Annotated in this window: 21 protein-coding genes and 4 pseudogenes; 16 read left to right on the top strand and 9 right to left on the bottom strand. The window is 61.4% G+C overall.

The genetic code is table 11. From position 1 onward, the window contains the following. Positions 1-116: 116 nt before the first annotated feature. Positions 117-419, bottom strand: a complete 303-nt coding sequence (locus B0G77_RS22645) for a hypothetical protein (protein WP_133664357.1) — start codon at positions 417-419, stop codon at positions 117-119. Between the two features lie 38 nt (positions 420-457). Between B0G77_RS22645 and B0G77_RS22640 the strand changes: the two genes are divergently transcribed. Together B0G77_RS22640 and B0G77_RS22635 are read left to right on the top strand one after the other, a co-directional pair. Beyond that, a complete protein-coding gene (locus B0G77_RS22640; protein WP_133664356.1) occupies positions 458-1120 on the top strand; it encodes a MarC family protein in 663 nt (220 codons plus the stop codon). A gap of 41 nt (positions 1121-1161) precedes the next feature. After that, positions 1162-1995: a class II glutamine amidotransferase gene (locus tag B0G77_RS22635; RefSeq protein WP_133664355.1), complete on the top strand. Its 834-nt coding sequence runs from the start codon at positions 1162-1164 to the stop codon at positions 1993-1995. Positions 1996-2050: 55 nt separating this feature from the next. On the opposite strand, the gene B0G77_RS22630 is transcribed toward B0G77_RS22635, so the two are convergent. Further along, positions 2051-2671, bottom strand: coding sequence for a LysE family transporter (locus tag B0G77_RS22630; RefSeq protein WP_133664354.1), 621 nt, complete (start codon positions 2669-2671; stop codon positions 2051-2053). A gap of 151 nt (positions 2672-2822) precedes the next feature. After that, positions 2823-3194, bottom strand: coding sequence for a VOC family protein (locus B0G77_RS22625; protein WP_133664353.1), 372 nt, complete (start codon positions 3192-3194; stop codon positions 2823-2825). Positions 3195-3309: 115 nt separating this feature from the next. Between B0G77_RS22625 and B0G77_RS22620 the strand changes: the two genes are divergently transcribed. Together B0G77_RS22620 and pip are read left to right on the top strand one after the other, a co-directional pair. Next, positions 3310-3939, top strand: coding sequence for an ABATE domain-containing protein (locus B0G77_RS22620; protein ID WP_133664352.1), 630 nt, complete (start codon positions 3310-3312; stop codon positions 3937-3939). Positions 3940-3995: 56 nt separating this feature from the next. After that, positions 3996-4967, top strand: a complete 972-nt coding sequence (gene pip / locus B0G77_RS22615) for a prolyl aminopeptidase (RefSeq protein ID WP_133664351.1) — start codon at positions 3996-3998, stop codon at positions 4965-4967. Positions 4968-4987: 20 nt separating this feature from the next. Here pip and B0G77_RS22610 read toward each other — a convergent pair whose 3' ends face one another. Then, positions 4988-6010 (bottom strand): class I fructose-bisphosphate aldolase, encoded by a 1023-nt coding sequence (locus B0G77_RS22610; protein ID WP_133664350.1) that lies wholly within the window; start codon positions 6008-6010, stop codon positions 4988-4990. A 149-nt stretch (positions 6011-6159) separates the two neighbouring features. After that, the gene (locus B0G77_RS22605) at positions 6160-6579 is read right to left on the bottom strand and encodes a secondary thiamine-phosphate synthase enzyme YjbQ (protein ID WP_133664349.1); all 420 of its coding nucleotides are present in this window, start codon (positions 6577-6579) and stop codon (positions 6160-6162) included. Positions 6580-6947: 368 nt separating this feature from the next. Here B0G77_RS22605 and B0G77_RS22600 point away from each other — a divergent pair, with 368 nt between their 5' ends. Further along, positions 6948-8120, top strand: coding sequence for a 4-hydroxybenzoate 3-monooxygenase (locus tag B0G77_RS22600; RefSeq protein ID WP_133664348.1), 1173 nt, complete (start codon positions 6948-6950; stop codon positions 8118-8120). A gap of 36 nt (positions 8121-8156) precedes the next feature. Here the strand turns inward: B0G77_RS22600 and B0G77_RS22595 are convergent, their stop codons facing one another. After that, positions 8157-9533: a TAXI family TRAP transporter solute-binding subunit gene (locus B0G77_RS22595; RefSeq protein WP_133664347.1), complete on the bottom strand. Its 1377-nt coding sequence runs from the start codon at positions 9531-9533 to the stop codon at positions 8157-8159. A gap of 418 nt (positions 9534-9951) precedes the next feature. On the opposite strand from B0G77_RS22595, the gene B0G77_RS22590 reads away from it, so the two are divergent. The 3 genes from B0G77_RS22590 to B0G77_RS43380 all read left to right on the top strand — a co-directional run bounded on the left by B0G77_RS22590 (position 9952) and on the right by B0G77_RS43380 (position 12760). Next, positions 9952-10176 (top strand): hypothetical protein, encoded by a 225-nt coding sequence (locus B0G77_RS22590; protein ID WP_133664346.1) that lies wholly within the window; start codon positions 9952-9954, stop codon positions 10174-10176. Positions 10177-10822: 646 nt separating this feature from the next. Then, positions 10823-12586: a GGDEF domain-containing protein gene (locus B0G77_RS22585; protein WP_243751167.1), complete on the top strand. Its 1764-nt coding sequence runs from the start codon at positions 10823-10825 to the stop codon at positions 12584-12586. A 15-nt stretch (positions 12587-12601) separates the two neighbouring features. Then, complete coding sequence (locus tag B0G77_RS43380) at positions 12602-12760, top strand: hypothetical protein (protein ID WP_166656252.1); 159 nt, start codon at positions 12602-12604, stop codon at positions 12758-12760. A gap of 11 nt (positions 12761-12771) precedes the next feature. On the opposite strand, the gene B0G77_RS22580 is transcribed toward B0G77_RS43380, so the two are convergent. Beyond that, positions 12772-13836 carry a GGDEF domain-containing protein gene (locus tag B0G77_RS22580; protein ID WP_133666818.1) on the bottom strand — a complete coding sequence of 355 codons (1065 nt, stop codon included), beginning with the start codon at positions 13834-13836 and terminating at the stop codon, positions 12772-12774. A 1205-nt stretch (positions 13837-15041) separates the two neighbouring features. Beyond that, positions 15042-15314, bottom strand: a complete 273-nt coding sequence (locus B0G77_RS22575; RefSeq protein WP_133664345.1) for a hypothetical protein — start codon at positions 15312-15314, stop codon at positions 15042-15044. A gap of 582 nt (positions 15315-15896) precedes the next feature. On the opposite strand from B0G77_RS22575, the gene B0G77_RS22570 reads away from it, so the two are divergent. From B0G77_RS22570 to B0G77_RS22560, 4 genes and pseudogenes are all read left to right on the top strand, one after another. Beyond that, positions 15897-16292 (top strand): DUF3597 domain-containing protein, encoded by a 396-nt coding sequence (locus B0G77_RS22570; RefSeq protein ID WP_133664344.1) that lies wholly within the window; start codon positions 15897-15899, stop codon positions 16290-16292. Between the two features lie 394 nt (positions 16293-16686). Further along, a complete protein-coding gene (locus B0G77_RS22565; protein ID WP_133664343.1) occupies positions 16687-16986 on the top strand; it encodes a DUF4148 domain-containing protein in 300 nt (99 codons plus the stop codon). A gap of 302 nt (positions 16987-17288) precedes the next feature. After that, positions 17289-17470, top strand: a pseudogene (locus B0G77_RS44450) (MFS transporter); the annotation flags it as partial. A 304-nt stretch (positions 17471-17774) separates the two neighbouring features. Then, positions 17775-18194: pseudogene (locus B0G77_RS22560) on the top strand (LysR family transcriptional regulator); the annotation flags it as partial. Positions 18195-18237: 43 nt separating this feature from the next. On the opposite strand, the gene B0G77_RS22555 reads toward B0G77_RS22560, so the two are convergent. Further along, positions 18238-19752: a winged helix-turn-helix domain-containing protein gene (locus B0G77_RS22555; protein ID WP_133664341.1), complete on the bottom strand. Its 1515-nt coding sequence runs from the start codon at positions 19750-19752 to the stop codon at positions 18238-18240. On the opposite strand from B0G77_RS22555, the gene B0G77_RS22550 reads away from it, so the two are divergent. The 4 genes and pseudogenes from B0G77_RS22550 to B0G77_RS22535 all read left to right on the top strand — a co-directional run bounded on the left by B0G77_RS22550 (position 19751) and on the right by B0G77_RS22535 (position 23715). After that, complete coding sequence (locus B0G77_RS22550; protein WP_133664340.1) at positions 19751-20332, top strand: LysR substrate-binding domain-containing protein; 582 nt, start codon at positions 19751-19753, stop codon at positions 20330-20332. The two genes, B0G77_RS22555 and B0G77_RS22550, sit on opposite strands and share 2 nt — an antisense overlap. A gap of 140 nt (positions 20333-20472) precedes the next feature. After that, positions 20473-20935, top strand: a pseudogene (locus B0G77_RS22545) (MarR family transcriptional regulator). Positions 20936-21007: 72 nt separating this feature from the next. Continuing rightward, positions 21008-22120, top strand: coding sequence for an HlyD family secretion protein (locus tag B0G77_RS22540; RefSeq protein WP_133664339.1), 1113 nt, complete (start codon positions 21008-21010; stop codon positions 22118-22120). 20 nt (positions 22121-22140) lie between these two features. Beyond that, positions 22141-23715 (top strand): annotated as a pseudogene (locus B0G77_RS22535) (DHA2 family efflux MFS transporter permease subunit). Positions 23716-23722: the final 7 nt, after the last annotated feature.

The following is a 23722-nucleotide window of genomic DNA, read 5'->3' as shown; positions in this document are numbered from 1 at the left end:
ACGACTCCTCGAATGCGGTTGGTACGTCTTGTGGTTTTTTTCCGGAGAGCGACGCTGTGATGAACGCGTGCTGTCGCGCCGACTTTATGCCTGATACATCCCGTCCGTAAAGGCGATCAAAAATACTGAAGGCGGGTTGAAAGGGTCCGGCGATCCGCGGTAATCTGGCCTTGCTGTCTGTCTTGCGCGTGCAGGTTGCCGGGGATGTCGCCAAAGACTTCGTTAAAGAGTGAGGGCATCGATGCGATCGTTCCTGCTACGGTCGCCCGATGATACATTTCAGGTCGCTGCCTGGCATTCTGCATTGCGTCAAACGAAGGCGGCGCGGCGCGGGTGAAAAGTAAGCGGGATGTCGTGTCGATTGGCGTATCGATGCCATCCCGTCGTACAACAACCGGCTGCTCGGTCCGCTTCCACAAGGGCGGTGCGAGCCAGTCGCCATACGCGGATCGCACACATGGTACAGAGCCTGATCTCCGACATCCTGTTCGGCTTCACGGGATTGCTCGCCATCATCAACCCGTTTGGGATCGCGTTCGTTTTCCTGGACCGGACCGACACGCTTACCTACGAAGAACGGGCCGCGCTGGCGAAGAAAGTCGCCGTCAACGCCTGCATCGTGTTGCTGGTCGCGTTTTTTCTGGGCACCCCGGTGCTCCATTTCTTCGGCATCTCGATTCAGGCGCTGCGCATCGGCGGCGGGCTTGCGGTCGCGGTCGCCGGCTGGCAGATGCTGAACGCGCCGGAGGTCCGGCCCAATGCATCCGCGGTGAGAAACGTCGATGCGGATAACGCGATGTCGAAGGCCTTTTTCCCGCTCACCGTGCCGCTGACGACAGGTCCAGGCTCCATCGCGACGGCGATCGCGTTGAATGCAAACCGCTCGCGCAAGCTCGCCGACTTCGTCGTGTCGGCCATTGGGTCGATCGCCATTTCAGTACTGATCGCAGTCGTGGTCTACCTTGTCTACAGCCGCGCATCGTACTTCGCGCGTTATCTTGGGGTCGATGGCACAAAGGTCGCCATGCGAGTATCGTCGTTCCTGCTGCTCTGCATCGGCGTGCAGATCATGCTGACGGGCCTTCAGGAGTTTCTGACGCCGATTGCCCAGATACGGTGAGGTAAAGGCCGTTGCGAGAGGTGTATCAGAGGAGACGGATCATGTGTCGCTGGCTGGCTTACACAGGAAACCCCATTCAACTCGAAGCAGTGCTGTTTCGCGCCGATCATTCGCTGATCGACCAGAGCCTGCATTCACGTATGGGCCACACGACGACCAACGGCGATGGCTTCGGCGTGGGCTGGTACGGCCATCCTACGGATATTCCGTTCCGCTACCGGTGCATCCAACCCGCGTGGAGCGACCGCAATCTGCGCGAAGCCGCGCGTGCGATCAAGGCGCCGCTCTTCGTCGCACACATTCGCGCCGCAACGGATACGCCCGCGCAGGAAACCAACTGCCATCCGTTTCGCTACGGGCGCTGGCTCTTCATGCATAACGGGTTGATCCGTCATTACCCGAGTGTCCGACGCGACCTGATGCTGGCGATCGATCCTGATCTGTTTCCGTCGATCGAAGGTTCGACCGATTCGGAAGTGATGTTCTTTCTGGCGTTGACCTTTGGCCTCGAAATCGCACCGGTGCTGGCGCTCGAACGAATGGCCGGCATGATCGAAGAGACGGCCCGGCGACGGGGCGTGGAACATCCGCTGAACATGACCGTGTGCGCGACGGACGGCGAGCAGATCGTGGCAGCGCGTTATTCGAGCGAGTCCCAGTCGCGCTCGCTGTTTCATAGCACGTCGATTCGACATCTACGTGAGTTGTATCCAGAAGACCCGCGCATGAAGGCCGTCGGCGACGATGCTTACCTTGTACTGTCGGAGCCGCTCGTTGACCTGCAGGGCGCCTGGGAGGAAATCCCGGAGCGTACGGCCGTTGTTACCAGAGGTCCCAATATCGAGCAGTTTTCGTTCAATCCGGCGCTGCCTTGAACTGAAGCTGGGACGGCCGCCAGGAAGGCGGCGCCCCGGCAGCGGCGTGCGCCGTTTAGATCGCGCGCCGGATTTCAGCCGCGCCGAATGCCGCCAGCGCGAGGCCCGCGACACGGTCGATCAGATGGCGAAGCTTCGCGCCGAGCGCATGGCGGGCACCCGATACCACCGTGACCAGAAAGCACCACCACGCGATCGAGCCGCTGAAGACGCCGGATACCGTGGTCAGCGCGATGCCCGTCGAAAAGGCCCCGCGCGGCGCAAGCGTTGCGAACAGCGCGGCGAACATGATGATGGTCTGCGGATTCGTCAGCGTGAGCAGCAGTGCGCTTGCGTAGGTCCGCACCGTGCCGGTTGCGGCGCCATTGGTGGCCGCCGCGTCGGTCGCCGGCTTCTGCATGAACGTGCGAACGCCGAGATACAGCAGGAAGAGGCCGGCTACGAGATGCAGCGGCCTGTCGTACGCGAGCATGAACTGCGACACGCTGACCATGCCCAACGCGGCGACGAGTCCATAGAGCGCGTCGCCGCAGGCAATGCCGAAGCCGATTGCAAGCCCGGCGCGCGGTCCCTCGGCCAGCGTGCGCCGGATGCACAGCATGCCCATCGGACCGACAGGGGCGGCAACCGCGAGACCAACGCCCGCAGCCGTGAGAAAAAGACCAACACCAGTCATGCGTGCTCCACGGTGAAATGAACGACGCCACTTGCGCACGCGAGTCCTGGCGAGCCTGTTCGGCCGCGCGGGCCCGGTCTGATCGGCGTCGGAAAGAGAAGCTGGCAAGTGTCCCGCAAGGACCGGAATATTACAAGGCCGGCCCGAGGTGTCACGCGTAGCAGACGGCTTCGATCCGGTATCCGTCCGGATCGGTCACGAATGCGGCGTAGTAAGTCGGCCCGTATGCCGGCCGCGGCCCGGGTGGCCCATTGTCGGCCCCGCCAGCGCCGAGAGCTGCGCGATGGAACGCGTCGACTGAGGCGCGATCGTTTGCCTTGAAGCACAGATGGAGGCCGGATTCCGGATCGGGCGCGACGGGATGGGGCGCCTTGACCAGCCAGAGGACGGGCGTATCGGGGCCGTACGCAATGGCGTCGTCTGCGTCACTGAGACGTTCGTAGCCGAGCGCGCCGAGCGTGGCATCGTAAAACGCACGTGTTTTCGGCAGATCGGCGACGCCGATGGAAAGATGGTCGATCACGATGACGTCTCCAGTCAAAGTTGTCGGGATCACACAAGCCTGACGATCGTGGTAGTCAGGTTAGGACGCACTACAGCGCTCTGTCAACCGTCATGACGGTTAGGTAGAATGAAGTATGGTTACTGCTCGAAAAACAGATAAAAGCTTTCTGGTTCCGGGGCCTTCGGAAACGCTCAGTCTTGATTTTGCAAACACGCGCTACTGGCGCGGCGAAGACGAGCCTACGGAAAGCCTCAGTACACTCGACGATGTGCTCGCGTGGTGCGAGCAATCTGGCGCAATCCCGCTGGAGCTGATAAGCGTGTTCCGGGAGGCATATGCCAGCGACGAAAGCGCGGCAGGCAACGCATTTTCGTCGGCATGCGCGCTTCGCGAGACGCTCTATCGCTTGCTACTGGTCAGCGCGAAAGGAGGCGGTGCGGCGGCGCGGGACGTGGCTGCGTTGAAAGCGTTTTTCGCACGCGCCGCGAGCCGCTCCGAACTGGTGATGGCGGACGGCAGATTCATGTGGGCGATCGGGCACGGGCGTGTCGACATCGAACGCCTGCTGAGTCCGGTGCTGTGGTCGGCGGCGGACCTGCTGGGCGGTCCGCGGCTCGCCAGACTGAAATGCTGCGCCAACGGCCGCTGCCGATGGCTCTTTATCGACGACAGCAAGAGCGCGAATCGAAGATGGTGCTCGATGTCGTCGTGCGGGAATCGTGCGAAGGCGCATCGGCACTATCACAGCAAGCGCGAAACGTGACATTGCACCAATCTGGCTGAGACAGCCTGCTTACCGCAACAGGAGGCGAAGTCCTGATGGATGCTCACGACGACTTTCGTGACGGCATGCTCGACGTCGGCGCCGGGCACTCGATCTACTGGCGAAGCCAGGGCAACCCGGACGCGCCGGCGATCGTCGTTCTGCACGGCGGCCCGGGCGGCGCGATGAACCTGCAGTGGGCAGACTTTCTGGATGCCCGGCAGTGGCACATCGTATTCTTCGATCAGCGCGGATGCGGCCGCTCGACCCCGTTTGGCGAACTACGCAACAACGGGCTGGCGGACCTCGTCGGTGACACCGAGAAGTTGCGCGAGCGGCTGGGTATCGAGCGCTGGGCGGTCTTCGGCGGATCGTGGGGCACGACGCTCGCGCTTGCTTACGGCGCAGCACATCCGTCGCGCTGTCTGGGTTTTTTGCTACGGGGCGTTTATCTCGCCCGCAGCGAAGACACCGACTGGTTCCTGTGGGACGTCCGGCGCGTTTATCCCGACGTGCACAACACGTTTCTCGACGCCATCGAACGCGCGGCGGGCCGGCGTCCATCGAACGCGCACGAACTGCTGGACATGACTGCGGCGCCGCTCGCCCGCTTCGACACGGCCAGCACGGCGCTGGCACGTGCATGGCGCGATTACGAAGCGACGCTATCGCGCGTCAGCCATGACGCGTCCGGGCCGGAGACCGAGGCGCACAGCGAGGAAGAGTCGTCGCGGGCCGCGATCGCAATGGCATTGCTCGAACGGCACTATATGGCCGACGAATTGCCTCCGCCACCGTTGCTGGCATGTGTGGAGCGTTTTGCGCAATTGCCCTGCCATATCGTGCACGGCCGCTTCGACATGGTGTGTCCTGCCGATCAGGCGAAAGCGCTGGCCGACGCGTGGCCGCGCGCCGAGTTGCAGATCGTCGACGCGGCCGGGCACTGGACGTTCGACCCGCACATTGCCGCGGCATTGGGGCCGGCGGCGCAAAGGCTGCGGGCGGATATCGGCGATGCCGCCGGATGAATCCGAAGGGCGGCGTTCTTTCAGGCGCCTTGCTCCAGAGCCGGATCGTACAGTCCGAAGCAGGCGGCGCTGTTCAGTTGCGCGCGTTTGAGCAATGCTTTCTGCGCGGCCTCCACATTGGCTGCGAGTCCTTTCCATGCTGCGAGCGGCGGCTCCTGCAAGGCCCGGCCGTAAGAGAAGCTGAGTCGCCAGGGCAGAGGGCCGATCCGGTTCATTGCGTCGAGATTGGCGGTTGCCTCTTCGGGCGTCTGTCCGCCGGACAGAAAGACAATGCCGGGAACCGCCGCCGGCACGGTGCGTTTGAGCGTGCGGACGGTTTGCAGGGCGATTTCATCGGCGGGCGCCTGCTGCGCGTGCCCTGCTCCAGCGAGCACCATGCTGGGTTTAAGCAGCATGTGTTCAAGGATCACAGCGTGTCGACGCAATGCGTGAAAAACTTCGTGCAGGACGGACTCGGTGACTTCCACGCAACGTTCAATCGTGTGGTCGCCATCCATCAGTACTTCGGGCTCGACGATCGGCACCACGCCCGCATCCTGGCAGATCGCGGCGTAGCGGGCGAGAGCGTCGGCATTGGCTTCGATCGCGAGCCGTCCCGGTAATTGGTCGGAGATGTGGTAGACCGCGCGCCACTTTGCAAAGCGGGCGCCTTGCCGGCGGTATCCATCGAGGCGTTTCGCCAGTCCGTCGAGACCCTCCGTGATTTCATCGCCAGGGGCGTGCGCGAGCGCGATCTTTCCCTGGTCCACCTTGATACCCGGGACAATATGCTGCCGGGTGGCCAGTGCGGGCAATGCCTCTGCGTCGTTCGAGCGTTGGCCCAGGGTTTCCTCGTAGAGAATCACGCCGCAGATGAATTCACCGAGTCGCGGCGTGGAGAGCAGCAGGCTGCGCCACGCGCGCCGGTTCTCCTCGCTGGATTCGATGCCGACCGACTCGAAACGTCTGGCTATTGTCGGACCGCTTTCGTCGGCGGCGAGAAGACCTTTGCCGGGTTGAGTCAAGGCCTCGACAGTGGCCTGAAGTTCGGCTGGGTTGCTCATCACGTCTACCCCCCTTTTTCAACGGTACAAAGCGGTATCGGTAAGCTTAGTTGAGCAGGAAACTCTCTGCCAGCTTCAGTGTGGATGACTACAAGGACATATCGCGAACCCGGGCACATCGATGCGCTGCAACTCGTGCGGACCTGGCTTCACTCTCCGATCAGGTGCAGGACAACATCGCGCCGTTGCGTTCCACGCCGATGCTCGAACAGATAGATGCCCTGCCAGGTGCCGAGCACCATTTGCCCGCGTTCGACCGGCACCGAGAGTTGCACCTGCGTGAGCGCAGTACGAAGGTGGGCGGGCATATCGTCGGCGCCTTCGGTGTCGTGCTCGTAACGCTCGGGATCTTCCGGCGCAAGCGTCGCAAAATACGCTTCCAGGTCGCGCCGTACGGACGGGTCGGCGTTCTCCTGAATCAGCAGCGACGCGGATGTGTGCCGGCAGAACAGTGTCAGGAGCCCGGTCTGCATCAACTGTTCGCTCACGAATCGGCGCACATTCGAGGTGATCTCCACGAGCCCGCGTCCGGGCGCTTCCACAGTCATGTGGCGGATCGCTTGTCGCATGAGGTTACTCTCCAGATGAGGTCAGCATTGACCCGGCCAATCGCCATGGGTCCGGGACGTGTAGCGCGATTTTAATGCTGCGACGGAATGTGGACGATGCCATTTCGAACGCGCGAACCCCCGACGAATGCGATGTCACGGGGCAAGGGCACTCGGTGCCGTTCAGCGCGATCTTCACCGAAAAAAAAGAGTCCGTTTGCGCGCGCCGATCAGCTTCATAAGCGTGAGCGTTCAAAACCTGGTCTCCGTCCGGTGAGTACCTTTATCTTGAATCCAGATAGTACTTATGCGCGATATCGGATTGCACGATACGCCAGAGGGTCGGCACACTGGCGCACAGATTAATCGCCGCATTCAGGAGACAACTCATGCGCACTCAGGTTGGCATCATCGGTGCCGGGCCGGCAGGCCTCCTTCTTTCCCATCTTCTTCATCTGCGCGGCATCGAGTCGGTCGTACTCGAATCCCGTAGCCGCGAGCAAATCGAATCCACCATTCGCGCCGGCGTGCTTGAACAGGGCACGATGGACCTCCTCACCGAATCTGGCGTGGGCGCCAGGATGCAGACGGAAGGTGCGCTGCACCATGGCTTCGAACTCGCGTTCGAAGGCAAGCGGCGCCGCATCGACCTGAGCGGGCTCACCGGCCACGCGATCACGGTCTATGCGCAGCATGAAGTGATCAAGGATCTGGTCGCCGCCCGCGTCGCTGCCGGCGGGGCGCTGGTGTTCGGCGTATCCGACACGTCGCTGCATGGCATCGATACCGATTCACCCTCGATCCGCTATCGGCATGAAGGCGAAGCGTGCGAACTGCAATGCGACTTCGTGATTGGTTGTGACGGATCGCAGGGCATGTCGCGTGCCGCGATTCCGCAGGCTTTGCGCGACGACTATGAACGCGTCTATCCGTTCGGCTGGTTCGGCATTCTTTGCGAAGGGCCGCCGTCGTCGGACGAATTGATCTACGCGCGGCACGAACGTGGTTTTGCGCTGGTCAGCACGCGCTCGCCGAACGTCCAGCGCATGTACTTTCAGTGCGACCCGAAGGATTCAGTCGATAACTGGTCGGATGACCGGATCTGGGCCGAGATGCATGCACGTGTCGATTCGGCGGACGGCCAGCAGGTCGTGGAAGGCAGGATCTTCCAGAAGAACATCGTTGGCATGCGCAGCTTCGTGTCGACGAAGATGCAGCATGGACGGTTGTTCCTCGCAGGTGACGCCGCACACATCGTGCCGCCGACTGGCGCCAAAGGCCTGAATCTGGCGGTCGCCGACGTGCGGGTGTTGACGGAGGCATTGCGCACGTTCTACGTCGAGAATCGCAGCGATCTGCTCGAGAGGTATAGCGAAACCGCGTTGAAGCGAATCTGGCGCGCCGAGCATTTCTCGTACTGGATGACGCGCATGATGCACCGGCTCGACGACGCTTCGCCTTTCGAGCAGAAGCTTCAGGTCGCCGAACTGGAGCACGTCACGACATCGCGCGCCGCGGCCACGGCGATGGCGGAAAACTACGTCGGCGTCGCCGCGGTGTGAGCCAGTGCCTTTCGCCACGATAGCGGCGGCCGTTGTCTAGACGGCGCGCGTCGTGGATTGTGGATGCGTGCCTGCCGCGTGCGTCCCTTCATCCAGATGCGCGCGCACGAAGCCAACGTGCTCGCGAAGCACATAGAAAGCGTCCGCGTAAGCGAGCGGCATGCGCAACGTGTTGAGCGACTCTTCGATCCTGTCGAGTTCCGCATGGAGCGCCTGCCGTTCTGCTTCGGCCGTGCCACGTAATGCGGCGCGCTCGATGGCGATCAGTTTCCCGTAGTATCGATAGATCCTCGAACGCACGCGCCAGCGATACAGCAAGGGGATCATTCGTAACGCGGGGAAAAGCAGCACCGCGATCGGCAGCAGAAGAACCAGCAGGCGGTCTGCGACGCTTGCCAGCCAGAAGGGCAGGCTGCGGTAAAGGAAGCTTTTCCCCGACTTGTAGTAGCGCTCGGCATCGTCGCTGAGGCGGTAATCCCGCGTGAGCGGATTGGGAAACTGTCCGGCGCGTTGCAGCAGCCCCGGCATGCCATGGACTTCCTGCGCCGCTTCGATGAGCAGGTCCGATATCGCCGGATGCAGGTTGGGCCGAGCCACGATCTCGACAACCGGGCTGATCAGGTGGACTGTCTCCGACGGTATCTTTCTTCGGAGATCGAGAACACCGCGCGGCAGTTCGATCACGTCGAGATAAGGAAAGAGGCGCGTATAAGCGTCCGCTTCCGTGAAAGTCATCACGGAGATGCCGGGAATGCCGAGCAGTCGCAGCATCAGCGCACGCGTGGCGGAATCGCCGCTCAGCATGGCGGCGTCGACGTTGCCGGCAACCAGTTCCGTCGCGGCCTGCAGGCCGTCGAGCGGCAACAGCGTGGTCCCGCCGCCAGGTTCGATGCCGTTAGCCGCGAGCAGGCTGAGCGACAGCATGCGCGTGCCGCTGCCCTCGCGGCCGACCGCAATTCGCTTGCCATCCAGTTGCGACAGTTGGGTAATGTCCCTGCCGCGAACAAAAACCACGAGAGGGACATAGAAAACGCTGCCGAGCGATACGAGCGAAGACGTATCCAACCCCTCCGACACGCCGCCTTGAACCAGTGCGAGATCGACGTGCGCCTTGGGATCGAGAAGCCGCTGCAGGTTCTGCACCGATCCATCGGATTCCAGCACCTTCAGCGTGACGCCGTTGCGTGCGAGAATCTTCCTGTACTCGTTGGCCGTCTGCATGAACGAACTGTCGTGCGGCCCTGCGCTCATCGTGATCGTTCGCGGCGGAGCAGGATCCACCAGCCAGACGACCAGCGCAATCACCACCGCGAATAGCATTGCAACGGGCATCGACGTGACGGCAACGTCCCGCCAGACCGGATGGGAATGGTCCCGGAGAAAACTCGGCGCTTGCGGGCGTTGTCGTTTCATGAAAACCCGTCGAAAAAGCCTTGAATTCGGAGAATGCCATCATTCCGTGTGCAGGCAGCGGCCGGCTGGATCGATCATCCGGTGGTGCTCGTGCCGCCATGCTGTCGGCTCAAATCGAACACCCGCCCCGTTCCGGATCAACCCCGGGGCCGCGGCCCGTTGGCCGACACGGTCAGTATCCGGGGTTAGATTGTGCCTCACGGTTTGAAAATTATCATATCGTGGCGTGAGATCAACGACCTTACAGCGAGGCTCTCCGCTGAATTCACTGGCAGCAGGTGTGCTCGGTGGCGTAAGCTTCGACAACAGACGGGGCGCAATGGCTTGACCCGTCCTGGCCGCTTTCATGATCGTGTTCCCACACAGCTGTTTCGCGAGCCTTGGGCCGGTGGTGCAGCACATCTGTCCTGACTAAAAAATGGAACTCTGGATTCAACCGTGCACGCCGTGCGCGGATCTTTATGGGCAGCCCGCTCATGCCGAGCCGCACGACACGCTGACGCTCAATGGCAGTGGTGGCGTCAAAGACGCGACAGTCGAGCAGCACTACACGTGTGTGCGTTGCGGTGCGGTATTCGCACGGCTGCTGGCCGGCCCGCCGGCGCGACGGATGTGGATGCTGCTGAACGCCGGGCAGCATTAAAGTCCGAAGTGACGCTCGCCGGCATCTCGATCGATGCGCGATGATCACACAACCGAACAGACCCGCCCGCTCTTGCGCGGGTCCCCGCCGGCCGCGAGACACCGGGCCACGAGCCTTGAGTCGACGCAGGCTGTCACTGCCGCTTGACCGGTCAGCCCGTCATCAATCGCTGATTGAAAATCGGCTCCCGGTACTAATGGCAGTTGACAGCCCATTAGACCCGCAAACGTCAGACCAAAGCCAGCGAATCGAGGTCATCGTTGTGCGCCCGCTAGTGAACAGTGCAAAAATCCTGGGCGGCCTCACCCTGTGTCCGATACCATAACGCCTCGCCCAGAGACGCCATGGGTGGCCCATGCCCGCCGCTGTCGATCCCAGGTTCCCGGGCGGATAATGGTCGTCTTCGTCGCCGTTTATCGCGAAGTGTGCACGGCGGCTCGCCGCTGGGGCACGGCCGTGGGCCTTGCTGGACGGCGCCCCTCGACAGACGGCTTCGCCTCATCAGGGGGCTGCTCCAGCGGAATGGGTATCGACCTGAGGGTGTCACGTTCAAGTTTGTTCCCGATGTACCGTTAAATGCGGATACGAAGTGGTCTGCCTGAATAACCCGTGCCTGGATTCGATGCTTAGAACTGTCTCATCAGCCATGTCGATCGATCGGCGCTTCGGCGTGATCGCAGCGGCGCTTTGCGTTCCGCTTCTCGCGGTGTCCGGCTGGCTCCTGACGTACCAGTGGCATGCCTATGCCGACGCCGATCAGGGCCTGCGGGCGTTCCAGACCTATCGCAGCGCGCTGCTTGTCGCGGAAAAGGTGTCCTTTGAGCGCGGCCCCACCAATGGGGTGCTCGGAGAAGACGTGCCGATTCCCGAAGCACGTATGGCTGCGCTACACAATGCGCGCCGTGATAGCGACATCCGTTTCCGGCAGTTGCTCGACCGTCTCGCGGCCAGCGACTGTTCACAATGCGTCGGGAAACTCGTTACGGTAAAGCAGGCTCAGGCCGACCTGGCCGCCGCCCGCGCGAACATCGACCGCCTCATCCAGAAGCCCCTTGCGCAGCGCACCGACCGCGAACTGGAAGAAGCGGTCGACCGCTTGGTCGACGTGATTCCGCAATTCTCCTCGGTCACGGACGCAAGTACCGCCGAAATCGTCAAGGGCGACCCGGATTCGCTGAACTGCCTGATGGTCGCACGGCTCGCCGCCACGCTGCGCGAGCAGGCCGGGTTGCTCGGCTCGCGCTTCACTCCCGCACTGGCTTCGCATCGCCCGTTGACTGAGCGCGAGCAACTGGCCATCGAACTGACGCGTGGCCGGATCGACCAGTTGCGCGCGCTGATGCTGCCGCGCGTGCAGGATCATCCGGCGCCGGCCCGCAAAGCCTTTGTCCAGGTCGAGCGGCAGTATTTTGGCGACGGGCTCGCCTACGTTGCGAAGGTGCGCGAACTCGCGCGCCGTCCTGAAGGGGCGGGCCTCTCGACGGGCTTCTTTGCAGAGCAGTACGTTCCACTGATGAGGCCGATCGTCGACCTGCGCGACGAAGTACTGGATCTTGCCGAAACCGAGGTGCGCTCGCACCGGGACACCGAACTGGCATTACTGGTCGGCACCGGAAGTCTCGCGCTCGTTCTGATGGGCGGCCTGCTGCTGATGGTATGGCTGTTCCGCGAGCAGGTGATCCGGCCGTTCGTGGAGGCGACGCGCATCGTCCGCGCGCTCGCGACTGGCGACCATGCCGTAGAAGTTCCGTTGGACGTGTATCGCGGCGAGATCGGGAAACTCTTCAACGCCGTGCAGATCCTGAAGACGAACAACATCGAGAGAACCCGGCTCGAGCAGGAACGTCATCGCCTGATCGCCGAACTCAGGACGATGGCGGAAACCGATTCGCTGACCCAGTTGCTGAATCGTCGCGCGTTTGAAGCGCGCGCGCGAGCGACGTGCCTGAAGCGCGACGCGCGTGAGCCGGAACTGGCGCTCATCATGTTCGACATCGATCATTTCAAACAGATCAACGACACCTACGGACACGCAGCAGGCGACTACGCATTGCAGGCCGTGGCCGATCTGTGTCGCAAGACGTGGCGCAAGGAAGACATCGTCGCGCGTATCGGCGGTGAGGAATTCGCCGTGCTGATGGAAGTGCTGGATCGCGCGCAGGCGGTCAGCACGGCGCACCGGCTGCAAGAAAAACTTTCGCGGACGAAGGTGACCGACGGGCAGGCCTGGGACTTTACGATAACCGCCAGCTTCGGCATTGCGTTTGCGGCGCGCGCGGACTCGCCTGACGTCTCGTCGTTGCTGAAGCGCGCCGATGGGCTGCTTTATCGGGCGAAGCTTGCCGGGCGAAATCGCATCGAGGTTGAGACGGGACAGGCCTCCGCGACGGAGCAGGAAAGTCGTCGCTGAGCGGACACCTTGCCTGTGAATCGCGTGGTCAAGGAAGGCAGAGGCAGGCACAGCGAATACCTGTATCCGGCCATGCCGTACACGGCTATCGTGAAGATCAGCGATCAGGATGTCCGCGACGTCAAGGCATGCCTGTATCGTGCCGGCCGTGCACTGTTTCGACGCTCCTGCTGACAGGACTGCTTCTACCAGCTCGCCCGTGTCGCGAACGCATAACCGTTCTTGCCGTTCCGTTTTACTCGATACATCGTTTCGTCGGCCGTGGCGACGAGGCGACGGTAGTCTGCGACGGGATCGGGAAAACTCGCGATGCCGATGCTGGCCCTGACAAGTCCAATCCCCAACTGTTCGTCTGTCTGCGTCACGCAGGCGATGAGACGTTGCGCAATTGCACCTAGTTCGGCGTCAGTCGAAAACTCACGGACCAACACGGCAAACTCGTCGCCACCGATCCGTGCCACGACGTCGACCAGGCGAACCGATTGACGAAAGCGACTGGCAACAGCGATCAGAAATTCATCGCCGACGCGATGACCGAACGAGTCATTGACTCGTTTGAACTCGTCCAGATCGATATAGAGCACGGCGATTCGCGAGGGCGTTTGACCGTCAAACGGCCGTGCCGCGCTTTCTTCGAGCGTGGCAAGCAATTTCCGCCGGTTCGGCAGACCGGTCATCGCATCGTGCAGCGCGGCGTGTTCGAATTCGTGCGACTCGCCTGCCAGTTGCCGGGTGCGCTTTGCATACATCACGAGCGCGGTGGTCAGCAGGCCGAACACGAGCGCAGACAGAACGATTAGCGTGTCCGCGATGCGACGGATACGTGTGCGCGTATCGGCGCTGTCGCGATCGCGCTGCCCACGCCAATACGCGGATGCCGTGTCGAGCAGCACCTTCGTATCATCAGGATTTGCGTCGGGCGAAAGCGCGGATCGAGGGATCTGCGGTGCAGGGGACGGGCTCGCATCCACCAGGGCAGCGAGCGTCGCAACGCGGGCAGCGAGGTCGATACGAGCGTGTCGATAGCCTTCCGACTGGGTGTCATTATCATCGGCCGTTCGCTGCAGGACGCCGAGCGAATTCCGCGCATTTTCCGCGCGTTCTATCGCGTCGAGAACGAGTCCAATATATTCCTGCTTTAGATGGTCAGAATAGATGGCCTTGACTTGCAACGCGAGCAATGCAAGCCCAATCAGGAGACAAGCCAACGACGCGCCGGCCATCGTCGCTGGCCCCGGCTTGATGCGCATGGGAAGGGCGCGCTTGTCGCCGCCATGCCGCGGGCGATGTCGATCATCAGTGGGCGTAGGTGTCCCGCTGGCTTCCGGTGCCATGCCGATAGCTTACGTGATAAAAGGCCGAGCTCGTGCGGCTCGATTCTCTGCTGTTCGGCCTGACCGGCGACGTCGAACGGCGTCGGGTTTGTGGGCTGGCACAGTTCACCAGACCAGGCCGTGCCGTCGTCATTTGCGCTGCAGCAGAATCTGTAGAAGGTGCAGAGCCTTGATCGGACAGAGCAGAAGAAGCGGGCAGGGTGGCCTGAGCGCTGACAACCGTGGTTTCGAGCGCAGGAAGCGGTGATGATTGCGTCACGGGGTCAGAAGAGGGCGCCTGGTGCGTTGCGGACGTTGCGACACTCATCCGGAGCGCCTGTCGCGCGCTCGCCAACGCCTCGATATAGATACGCTGGTCGTGGTTGAACCAGATGCCGTACGCGGCTGTCCCCATAACCCCGACCGCCAGTGCGCTTGCTGAGGCGACCCAAAGCGCGAGCCGTCCGAACTGCGCAGGCGATGTGTCCAACGCCGGATCGACTGCAAGATTGACGCCTGTATCCGGGTCAGCGGCACCCGATTTCGGTAGCTCGGCACGTTTGGACATTGCAGCATTCTCCGAATTCTTTCGCCTGACCATTCAACACGCTTTATTCAGACGATTACACGACAATTTGAGTGTGCAGCCGCGAAAACAATGTAACCCTCTCATCGAACGGCGACAACTTGTCATGCGCAGCTCAGGTGCCAGGGATCGTGGCGGCAACACGCCGACGAAAGCCCTCTGTCGGAGCGATCAATCTGTTGAGGTTTTCTGTCCACGATGATCCAGTCCGACCCGGTTGTTAACGAATCCCGCCGATTGAAATTCCATTGCTCGCCCTGTTTCGTTCTCTGCCGCTATTTCACGAACCGGCAGGTGCGATGCAGGGCAGGCGTCGAGCATCATACTGTTGCGGCCTGTGCCACCAGGTTCAGGTACGACGCGAACGAAGGACGCGGCAACAACGTCACGCTTGCCAACTCATTGAATCCGCCGCCCGACTCCTGGCGTGTACGGCCCTGATGTCCCGTTCGTCGGTGGCTTGCACATCGACAGCTCTATGCAGAACGGCGACGGCACCGCGACGCGGGTCGCGTCATCACGCGCAGAATGCGAGCAAGGTGAGGGGGCTATGAAGTCAGCCTTTCTCGACGTGCGATGCGACGGCGGCGACAAGCTTGTCAACTTGACGTCGCCCCTCTCGATACCCGGCGTCGCGGGCTTCGTCCTCGCTCTGAAATGTCGAAACGAGTTCGTAGAAGCGCGTGCTTTGGCCCAAAACGTGAGCGTCTGTACCATGACGGCATAAGTACCCAGAGTAGTGATAGAGCGCGTCAGGCGCAGACGGCCCATATGCGAGGATCGGCAGCACCCAGATTTCAAAGCCTTCGTGTTCGATCATCTCCCACATGCTGGCCTCCCTCTACATGGGCACGGAATCCGCCGCGCGCGGCTTCGAATGCGATGAATCCTCGATCATGGTCGGGGGAGTTCGATATGTGTTGACCAACCCGCTCCGACTCTCGAATAACGCTCCGCTGTAGCGGAGCGCGGATGTCTGCGATAGACGCCCGTTCACATGCCTTCAGCTGCTTCCTTCGCGTACCCAATTCGAAAAACATGACGCGACATAGGTGCCAAGGTACGCGTTCTGGAAAATCCTAGCATGAACGGTGACTTCCGAAGCCAACCGAAAACTCCGTCAGGTGTTTTAAGGACCAGCACGGAAGAACACGTGTCGAACAAGGTTTGAAACTGCTCCTGCGCGATTGCTCAACCGTCGCATTCGACGTTCAGATTGAAAATGATAAGGATGACAAAAAATTGTAACGAGTCATTTTCATGATGATGGGTGCGCAACGACATTCACTCCCATTTGACACTATTTGTCAAACATTCTTCGCGCTGCGCAGTTGACCTATCATACTTAAGGCACCGGCATAGGAGGTGCGTTGCGCTGGCTGTGCGGGTGCCCATCCCCAAGGAGGATCAAGTGAGCATTTTCGGAACTATCGTGAACAAGCTTTTCGGCAAGGCGAAGCCAGATGAGGCAGCGCCCGCTGTCGAGCCGACGCCGGACCCAGCCGTTGCACAAGCGGCTTCCCCCGCAGCGACTGCAGCACCGCTTGCAGACGTCGACGTTGCGGCCGTCATGGACCAGTTTGTGAGCGACAGCGGTCAGACGTTGAACTGGCGCACGTCGATCGTCGATACGATGAAGGCGTTGGGTGTCGACAGCAGCCTGGAGCATCGCAAACAACTCGCACAGGAACTGAATTACTCCGGCGACATGAACGACTCGGCCAGCATGAACATCTGGTTGCACAAGCAGGTGATGCAGGCGCTTGCCGCAAACGGCGGGAAACTACCGCCCGACCTGGCTTCCTGATACCCGGGAATGTTTTGACTCTGCCCGTTTCGCCCGGGTACGACACGTCCTGCTTCACTGGAGCGTCTGTATGCCGGCGGCGGGCAACGAAGCAGAGACGTTGGGCCGGAAGTGTTTTCGGCCCAACCTGAACGTTTCTCTCGCCGGCGCCGTGGTCGGGTGCAGGACGTAATACCGACATCAAAGAGCAATCGCGCCATTGTGAGCGGGAGGGTCGACGTGCCCAATCACCGGGGCGGCAACGGAATGTCGTCTCCATTGTCACGCTGGCGGCAATAGTGAATTGAGAAATGAGGTATTTACCCCGGATTTACCCCCTCCTAGACTCGCTCCAACGACTGCAGGCAAACGTGTTTGCAGACGCCTTACAAAACAATCTCTGGAGGTGGTAATCATGAAATCGCACGTCAAGGCTGTTGCCCTCGCTCTCGTTCTCGCCGCACCGGTCGCTTCGTTTGCACAGTCGAACGGCCCCGTGACACGTCAACAGGTGCAGGACGAGATCGTCCAGCTCGAAAAGGCTGGCTTCAATCCGGCGAACGCGAACACGGTTGATTTCCCGGCGAATGTCCCCACCGGGCAAGCGGCTGTTGCTGGGCAAGATAGCGGCTACGGCCCTGCGGTCGGTGGATCGTCGCAGACTGGCCGTCTCGCAAGCACCAGCGGTATCAAGCCGGTTTTCTTCGGTCAATAAGCCGACGTTGGCGAATGGCTGGCGACTCAACGCGTTGCCGGGCATTGCCATAGGAGCGCGTGGCACCCCTGCGCGCCCACATTTAAAAACAGGCTCGCCGTGGCGCTTCGGCCACGATGGCGGGCCTGTTGCCTATCAGGACACCTCGGCCTCGCTCGCGCGTCCCTAACCAGGCTAAGCCGGCATCGCGCTCTAAAGGATTCGAACACGCTCTGCCAGGCTCACGCGTTTGTCCTGTCAGAACGGTGGTGACATCCAGGCCCAGGCATGCTGTGCAGGCGCATGACCATCGTAGGAGATAGCGGCAGCAGGCCTACGGCGCGGTGAACCAGTCGATCACGCAGCAGGCGGCACAGTTCGGCGCAAACAACCTCTCCTATGTGCGGCCGGCATCTTTGTGTTGTTGATCGCACTCTTCCAGATCACGAAACCTGAACGTGCGGGCTCGGGTGGCGCGGACGCATCGGCGACCGCCGCGCACTGAACGCGGGCGAAGCGATGCGACCCGTTGTCGGATTTGTCGAGGCATGGCGATCGGCAGGCACAGTTGCAATATTCTGCTTCTCCGCGTCATACAACTGTCCATTTACAAAATAACCAGGTGCGTTATTCCACCGCACGAAAAGAACCGCGTACTCTGAGGCATGTTCAGATACGGTCACGCACCATTGCCGCAATCCAGGAGTAGTTGAGGAAACGGCGATCCGGAACAGGGAAAGCGCCAGGACCGAATGCATGGATCGGCGCGCGGGCGATCCGATCACTCATGAGCCTGTCGAAGGTGCTATATGGATTATCTCGAGAGTTTGCGCGTCTTTCGCTCGGTCGTCGAAGCGAAAAGCTTTACGCGCGCCGCGGACATGCTGGGCGTCGCCACCCCGGTCGTGTCGCGGGCTATTGCAGGGCTCGAGCGGCGTCTGGGCAGCCGTCTATTTAACCGGACCACACGGCAGGTCTCCTTGACGGAAGCGGCCGAACACTTCTATCAAGGCTGCGCCCGGATTCTCGACGATCTCGAGACGCTGGAAGCGGATGCTTCGATGCAGACGCGCGAGCCAAGCGGTGTACTTCGGCTTGTCGCCCACACGACTGCGACCGTGAACCGGCTCGTGCCGTTGATCTCGACCTTCAAGCGCAAGTATCCGAAAGTGAGTCTCGACGTGACACTGACCGAGCGACCAGTCGATCTGGTCGCGGACGGCTACGATTTAGTAACTAAAAAGTTAAGTCTTCGCGATTTGTGAGAAGACTTCAGTGTGCTGCGGCCAGAATTGGAACGATGTTGAAACGGGTGAGAGAACAGGCAGCAGCGATGGCGGCGCGGCCCAGACGCGTGAGGTAGTAGCGGTAGGTATGGGCCACCTTCTTGATCAAGCCGAGTGTGCGCAGTCGCGAGAGCTGTCGGGACAGCACCGGGGCGCTCATGTCCACATGCCTGGCCAGATCGGCACGGCGCAGGCCATGCACGTTGAACTCGCCGCGCTGCAAGGCACGCAGCAGTGCTTGCTCGCCGCCGTTGAAGAAGTTGAGTCCTTTGACCCTGCGCTCATTACTGCCCACGCGGGACTGGCTCAAACGTTGAAGGTCGCGCTCACCTGCGCTGGGGTCATCCAGACTCGACAAAAACGCGAGGTAGCGCTGGTTGCAGCCCAGCATGATCTCGCGCAGGTCGAACAGGCTGTAGATGGTTTTCCTCAACGCTGCGAGTTCGTAGGTGCTTTGGCCATTCCTGTGTTCCACCTTGCGGTGGTGTTTGAAGAAGCTCACGTCGTTGATGGTGGTTTCTATCCGCAACACATGGGAGAACTTGTCGTAAACCTTGACGCTGGCAACGCCCATATGGTGCTTGATGCAGCGTCCCTCGATGCGGGTGGACAGCCGCGAGCCGATCTCCTGCGCCAATTGCGGCGTGACCTTCTTGCCCAGGAAGCCGGCTACTTTCCCGGCGTGCGCGGCCAGCACCGCCTGACGCGACAGCACGTCGTACAGCGGCACCAGCGTCTGTTGGCTGCGGAACATCAGGTCAGTGGAATACTCGGCCTGCCGCAGGCTCCAGTGGTAGGTCTGGCCGAACACGTCGAGCACCGGGCACAGCCACTGCGCGTAGCGGTCCAGTCGCTCATGCAGCATATCGGGGCTCAGCGCGTCGGCGATGGCCTGTGCACGGTCCATATCGGCAATGCGCAAAAAGGCGTTGTCGGCCTGCACGAACCCGATGCCCTCGCGCTTGAGCGCACGGGCCACGGCGCCGTGGCCATTGCAGTAGAACTGCAAGCCGAACGGTGCCCAGGTCGGGACCCTGAGGTAGCACAGCCCGAGTTCGTCATCGATGAAGTAGAAGTAGTAGTGCAGACACTTGCCCGTCTCGGGGCGCAGGTAGGTCTTGCCGCTGCTCTTGTCGTGCCACGGCTTGTAGCTCGGGCAGGCCTCCATCGCCGAGATGACGTGCACCAGCCCGGGTGCATCGCCACGCCCCTGCAGCACGCGTGCCACCAGATCTTCCTTGCGGATGTGGCTCTTGTTGACGTGCTCAATCTCGATGCCGGCGGCAGCGCAGACCTCTTGCGCGCGCACACGGATGCGTTCGCGCAGCGGTTCGGCGAACCTGGCGTAGTCGAATAGGCGAATGCCGTTGGCGTTCAGAAAACTCGTCATGCCCGCTGCGTAGCACGCGCCAGGCAGCGTGCCCGTGATCAGGATTCGGTCAAAGCACGACAGCACGCCGTACAGATTCGCCGCGTAACGCTCAATCAGATCGGCCTTCATGGTTCACTTCGGCATCGGCTGGCTATATGGCTACGCATCGTACTACCTGTTTGGTTCCGGCTCGTCCGGCTTAGGGGTAGTGCTGCCCTTCATGTTGAGCAGCGACACGACGGTCACACGGCTTCTGGAACGCATGCCCCTCGCCATCGTCACTTCCCCGGCTTACCTGAAAGCTCGTTCGCAGCCCAGACATCCGTCAGAACTGGCGGAACATACGTTCGTGGCCATATCGCCGTCACTTCGCAAGCCCGTTTTGACCTTTGGTTTGGGAGAGGAAGAACTGGCCATTCCGCTGAAATTCGACATCGCTTCGAACAATGCCGTTTTCAACAAGGAAATGGTGCTGGAAGGATTTGGCATCGGCGTCGTGCCGGCCGCGCTGGCGCAGGCAGAGCTGTCCTCTGGGCGGCTCGTAACGATTCTCGATGAATTTGAAATCGTCGACGGCGCGATCGAAATCCGGCTCGCGTACAACACCCGAACTCTGCTGCCGGCGAAGGTGAGCGTGTTTGTCGAGCATGCCGCGGCGTTCTTTGAAGATGTGACAGACACGCCGAAGGCGCCCGCTCTTAAAGTCTGAGGATTCGCCCGATCTCGCAGGGTCCCGACGTCAACGAGGCCGGCGCGGCCCCGTCAGGCTCCCGATTCTTCTCGCCGCCGTTATAAATAGATGCGTTGGCGAGCATTGATTGCCGGTGTCGGCAACTCTATTCTGTGCGTATGCACATCAAATCACCCGAACACGACGATTGCTTCGCTCTCCGCCAGGCTGCGCGGTACATTTCGCCGCTTTACGAGCGGCATCTGTCGGAAGTCGACGTCACGCCCACGCAGTTCAGCATCATTGCTGCGCTGGGGCGAGAGCCCAGTTTGACGATGATTGAACTGGCGCACGCGATGGTGATGGACCGAACCACGCTGGTTCGCACACTCAGCCCACTGTTGCGCCGCGGCTTTGTCGCGGACGGGCAGAGCGGACCGGGCAGAGCGGACCGGGCAGAGCGGACCGGGCAAACGGCGGCTGCAACTGGTTCTGACCGGTAGCGGACGTATGAAATTCCACGAGGCCGTGGTGCATTGGCGCGCAGCCCAGGACGAGTTCGAACAGAAGTTTGGCCTCCAGCAGGCGGCAGACCTTAGACGCGAACTGTTCCGCATCACGCGCGACGTTTCAAAAACCTGAACAACCATTCGATGCTGGATCGTGCAGCAAATCCGTTCTTCCATTTTTTAGTGTATATGCACAGGTGAAACCATGACGACTTCTCCCTCCACGCCCGCTTCAGTCATTCCCGCGCCGCCGGCAGCAGCAAGCACCCAGACGCCGCGCGTCCCGTGGATGAAACTGGCTGTCGGCGCCGTCGCGGTGGTGCTGGCCGCCGCAGCGGGTTACTGGTATTTCGTGCTGCGCTTCGAGCAATCGACCGACGACGCCTATGTAAGTGGAAACGTCACGGTGATGGCCCCGAAAGTCGACGGCTTCATCACGGACATCCTCGTGCAGGACAACCAGCGCGTTCAGGCGGGCCAGGTATTGGTCCGGCTCGATTCGCGCGACTACGACGCAAAGCTCGCGCAGACCACGGCTGAAGTCGAAGGTGCGCGCGCGGCGGTGGCGGAACTCCAGGCGAAGTGGGTGCTCCAGACCGCGGTGATCAGTCAGCACGAGGCGGAAGAGCGTGCGTCCTCCGCAGAGTTGACGCGGTCCGCGCAGGACCAGAGCCGTTATCGCGAACTGGTGAAGGACGATGCTGTGTCGAATCAGCTCGTCGAGCGCGCAAACGCGGACTTTTCGAAGGCGCAGGCAGCCGTGCAGGGCAGCGATGCTCAGGTACTCGCCGCAAAGCGCGAACTGGAGGTGCTCGACGCGCAGATTATCGACGCGCAGGCTAGCGTGAACACGGCACTGGCAGCCCAGCGCGTAGCTGAACTCAACGTGGAATACACGACGATCCGCTCGCCGGTCGATGGCTACATCGGCAATCGCACCGGTCGGGTAGGCATGCTTGCCAACACCGGCGCCTCGCTCCTCACCGTGGTGCCTTCTACCGATTTGTGGGTGGACGCGAACTTCAAGGAAGACCAGTTGAAGAAGATGCGCGTGGGCAACAAGGTGGATGTCGAACTCGACGCATCGAGTGTACCGGTACATGGCTATGTCGAGAGTCTTGCCCCCGCAACCGGCGCGACTTTCAGCGTGCTGCCCCCGGAAAACGCGACGGGAAATTTCACCAAAATCGTGCAACGCGTTCCCGTACGGATCCGCCTGAATGTGCCGAGCGGCATGGAAGCGGTGCTGCGTCCCGGCCTGTCGGCAACCGTCAAGGTGCACCTCGACAAAACGGCGCAGACCGCGAGCGGTCAATGAGCGCACTCAAGGCGAACATCATGACGACCTCCCTCCCTCTCGACCCAGCTTCACAGCCCATGCGGCAGCGCGTGTTTGCATTCGCGCTCATGTGTCTGGGGTTCTTCATGGCGTCACTGGACATCCAGATCGTCGCGTCCTCACTGAAGGATATTGGCGGCGGACTTTCCGCCAGTCAGGACGAACTGTCGTGGGTCCAGACCGCCTACCTGATCGCGGAGATTCTCGTGATCCCGATGTCAGGCTGGCTCTCGAAAGTGTTCTCGACGCGCTGGCTGTTCGTGGCGTCAGCGGTCGGTTTCACGCTCACCAGCATGCTGTGCGGCATGGCGTGGGACATCAACTCGATCATCGTGTTTCGCGGCCTTCAGGGTGCGTTGGGCGCGGCCATGATTCCGACGGTGTTCACGACGGCATTCGTGCTCTTCCCGGGCAAGCAACGGCTGATCGCATCGACCACCATCGGGGCGCTCGCCTCGCTGGCGCCGACGCTGGGCCCCGTGATCGGCGGCTGGATCACCGATCAGTGGTCGTGGCACTGGCTGTTCTACCTGAACCTTGTGCCTGGCGTTGTCGTTGCGGCGCTGGTTCCGAAGTATGTCCATATCGACAAGCCGGACCTGTCGCTGCTCAGGAAGGGCGACTATCCCGGCATGCTTCTGATGTCGGGCTTTCTGGGGTGCCTGGAGTATGTGCTGGAAGAAGGGCCGCGCAAGAACTGGTTCGGTGACCACGTGATCGTTGCCTGTGCGTGGATATCCGCGATCTGCGGGTTTCTCTTCATCGTGCACGCGCTGACGGCGAGGGACCCCATCGTCGATCTGCGTGCATTGCTGGTCAGGAACTTTGGCATTGGCAGTCTGCTTTCCTTTATCACGGGCATTGGGATCTTTGTTGCAGTGTTCCTCACACCGGAGTTCCTGAGCGACGTGCGGGGACTCAGCTCGCTACAGATCGGCATGGCGTTGCTCTCGGTCGGCGTATTCCAGATGCTCGCGCTCGTCGTCTACGGAGTGGTATCCAAATATGTCGACATGCGCCTGATGCTGCTGTTCGGTCTCGTGTGCTTCGGGCTCGGCTGCTATCTGTATGTACCGTTGACCCACGACTGGGGCTGGCAGCAATAGCTGCTGCCGCAGGCGTTGCGCGGTATCGGCCAGCAGTTCTCCATCCCGCCGATCGTGACGATGGCGCTCGGCTCGCTGCCGCGATCGCGGCTGAAGTCGGCAAGCGGGCTGTTCAATCTGATGCGCAATCTCGGCGGCGCGATCGGCATCGCGGTTAGCGCAACGATGCTCAACGACCGGTTGAACTTTCACTATCTGCGGCTCAATGAAAGCGTCACTGTGGGGCGACCGGAAGTGGACTCAATGCTCTCGGGCCAGACCGTGCACCTGCAGTCCGTAGCCGGTGATGCGCTGAACGCGGCGCAATCGGGACTCGCCAGTCTGCACTCGCTCGTATTGCGCGAAGCGCTGGTACTGACGTATTCCGACACCTTCTACGTGCTGTCGCTGTGCTTCCTCGTAGCAATCGTCAGTGTCGCGTTCGCCAAGCATATCTCTAACGCTGCGCCTCCTCCGGATGCGCACTGAGGTCAAT

Source organism: Paraburkholderia sp. BL10I2N1, assembly GCF_004361815.1.
Classification (GTDB): Bacteria; Pseudomonadota; Gammaproteobacteria; order Burkholderiales; family Burkholderiaceae; genus Paraburkholderia.
Note: the sequence above shows the minus strand (reverse complement) of the source record. Positions and strands in the feature narration are given on the sequence as shown.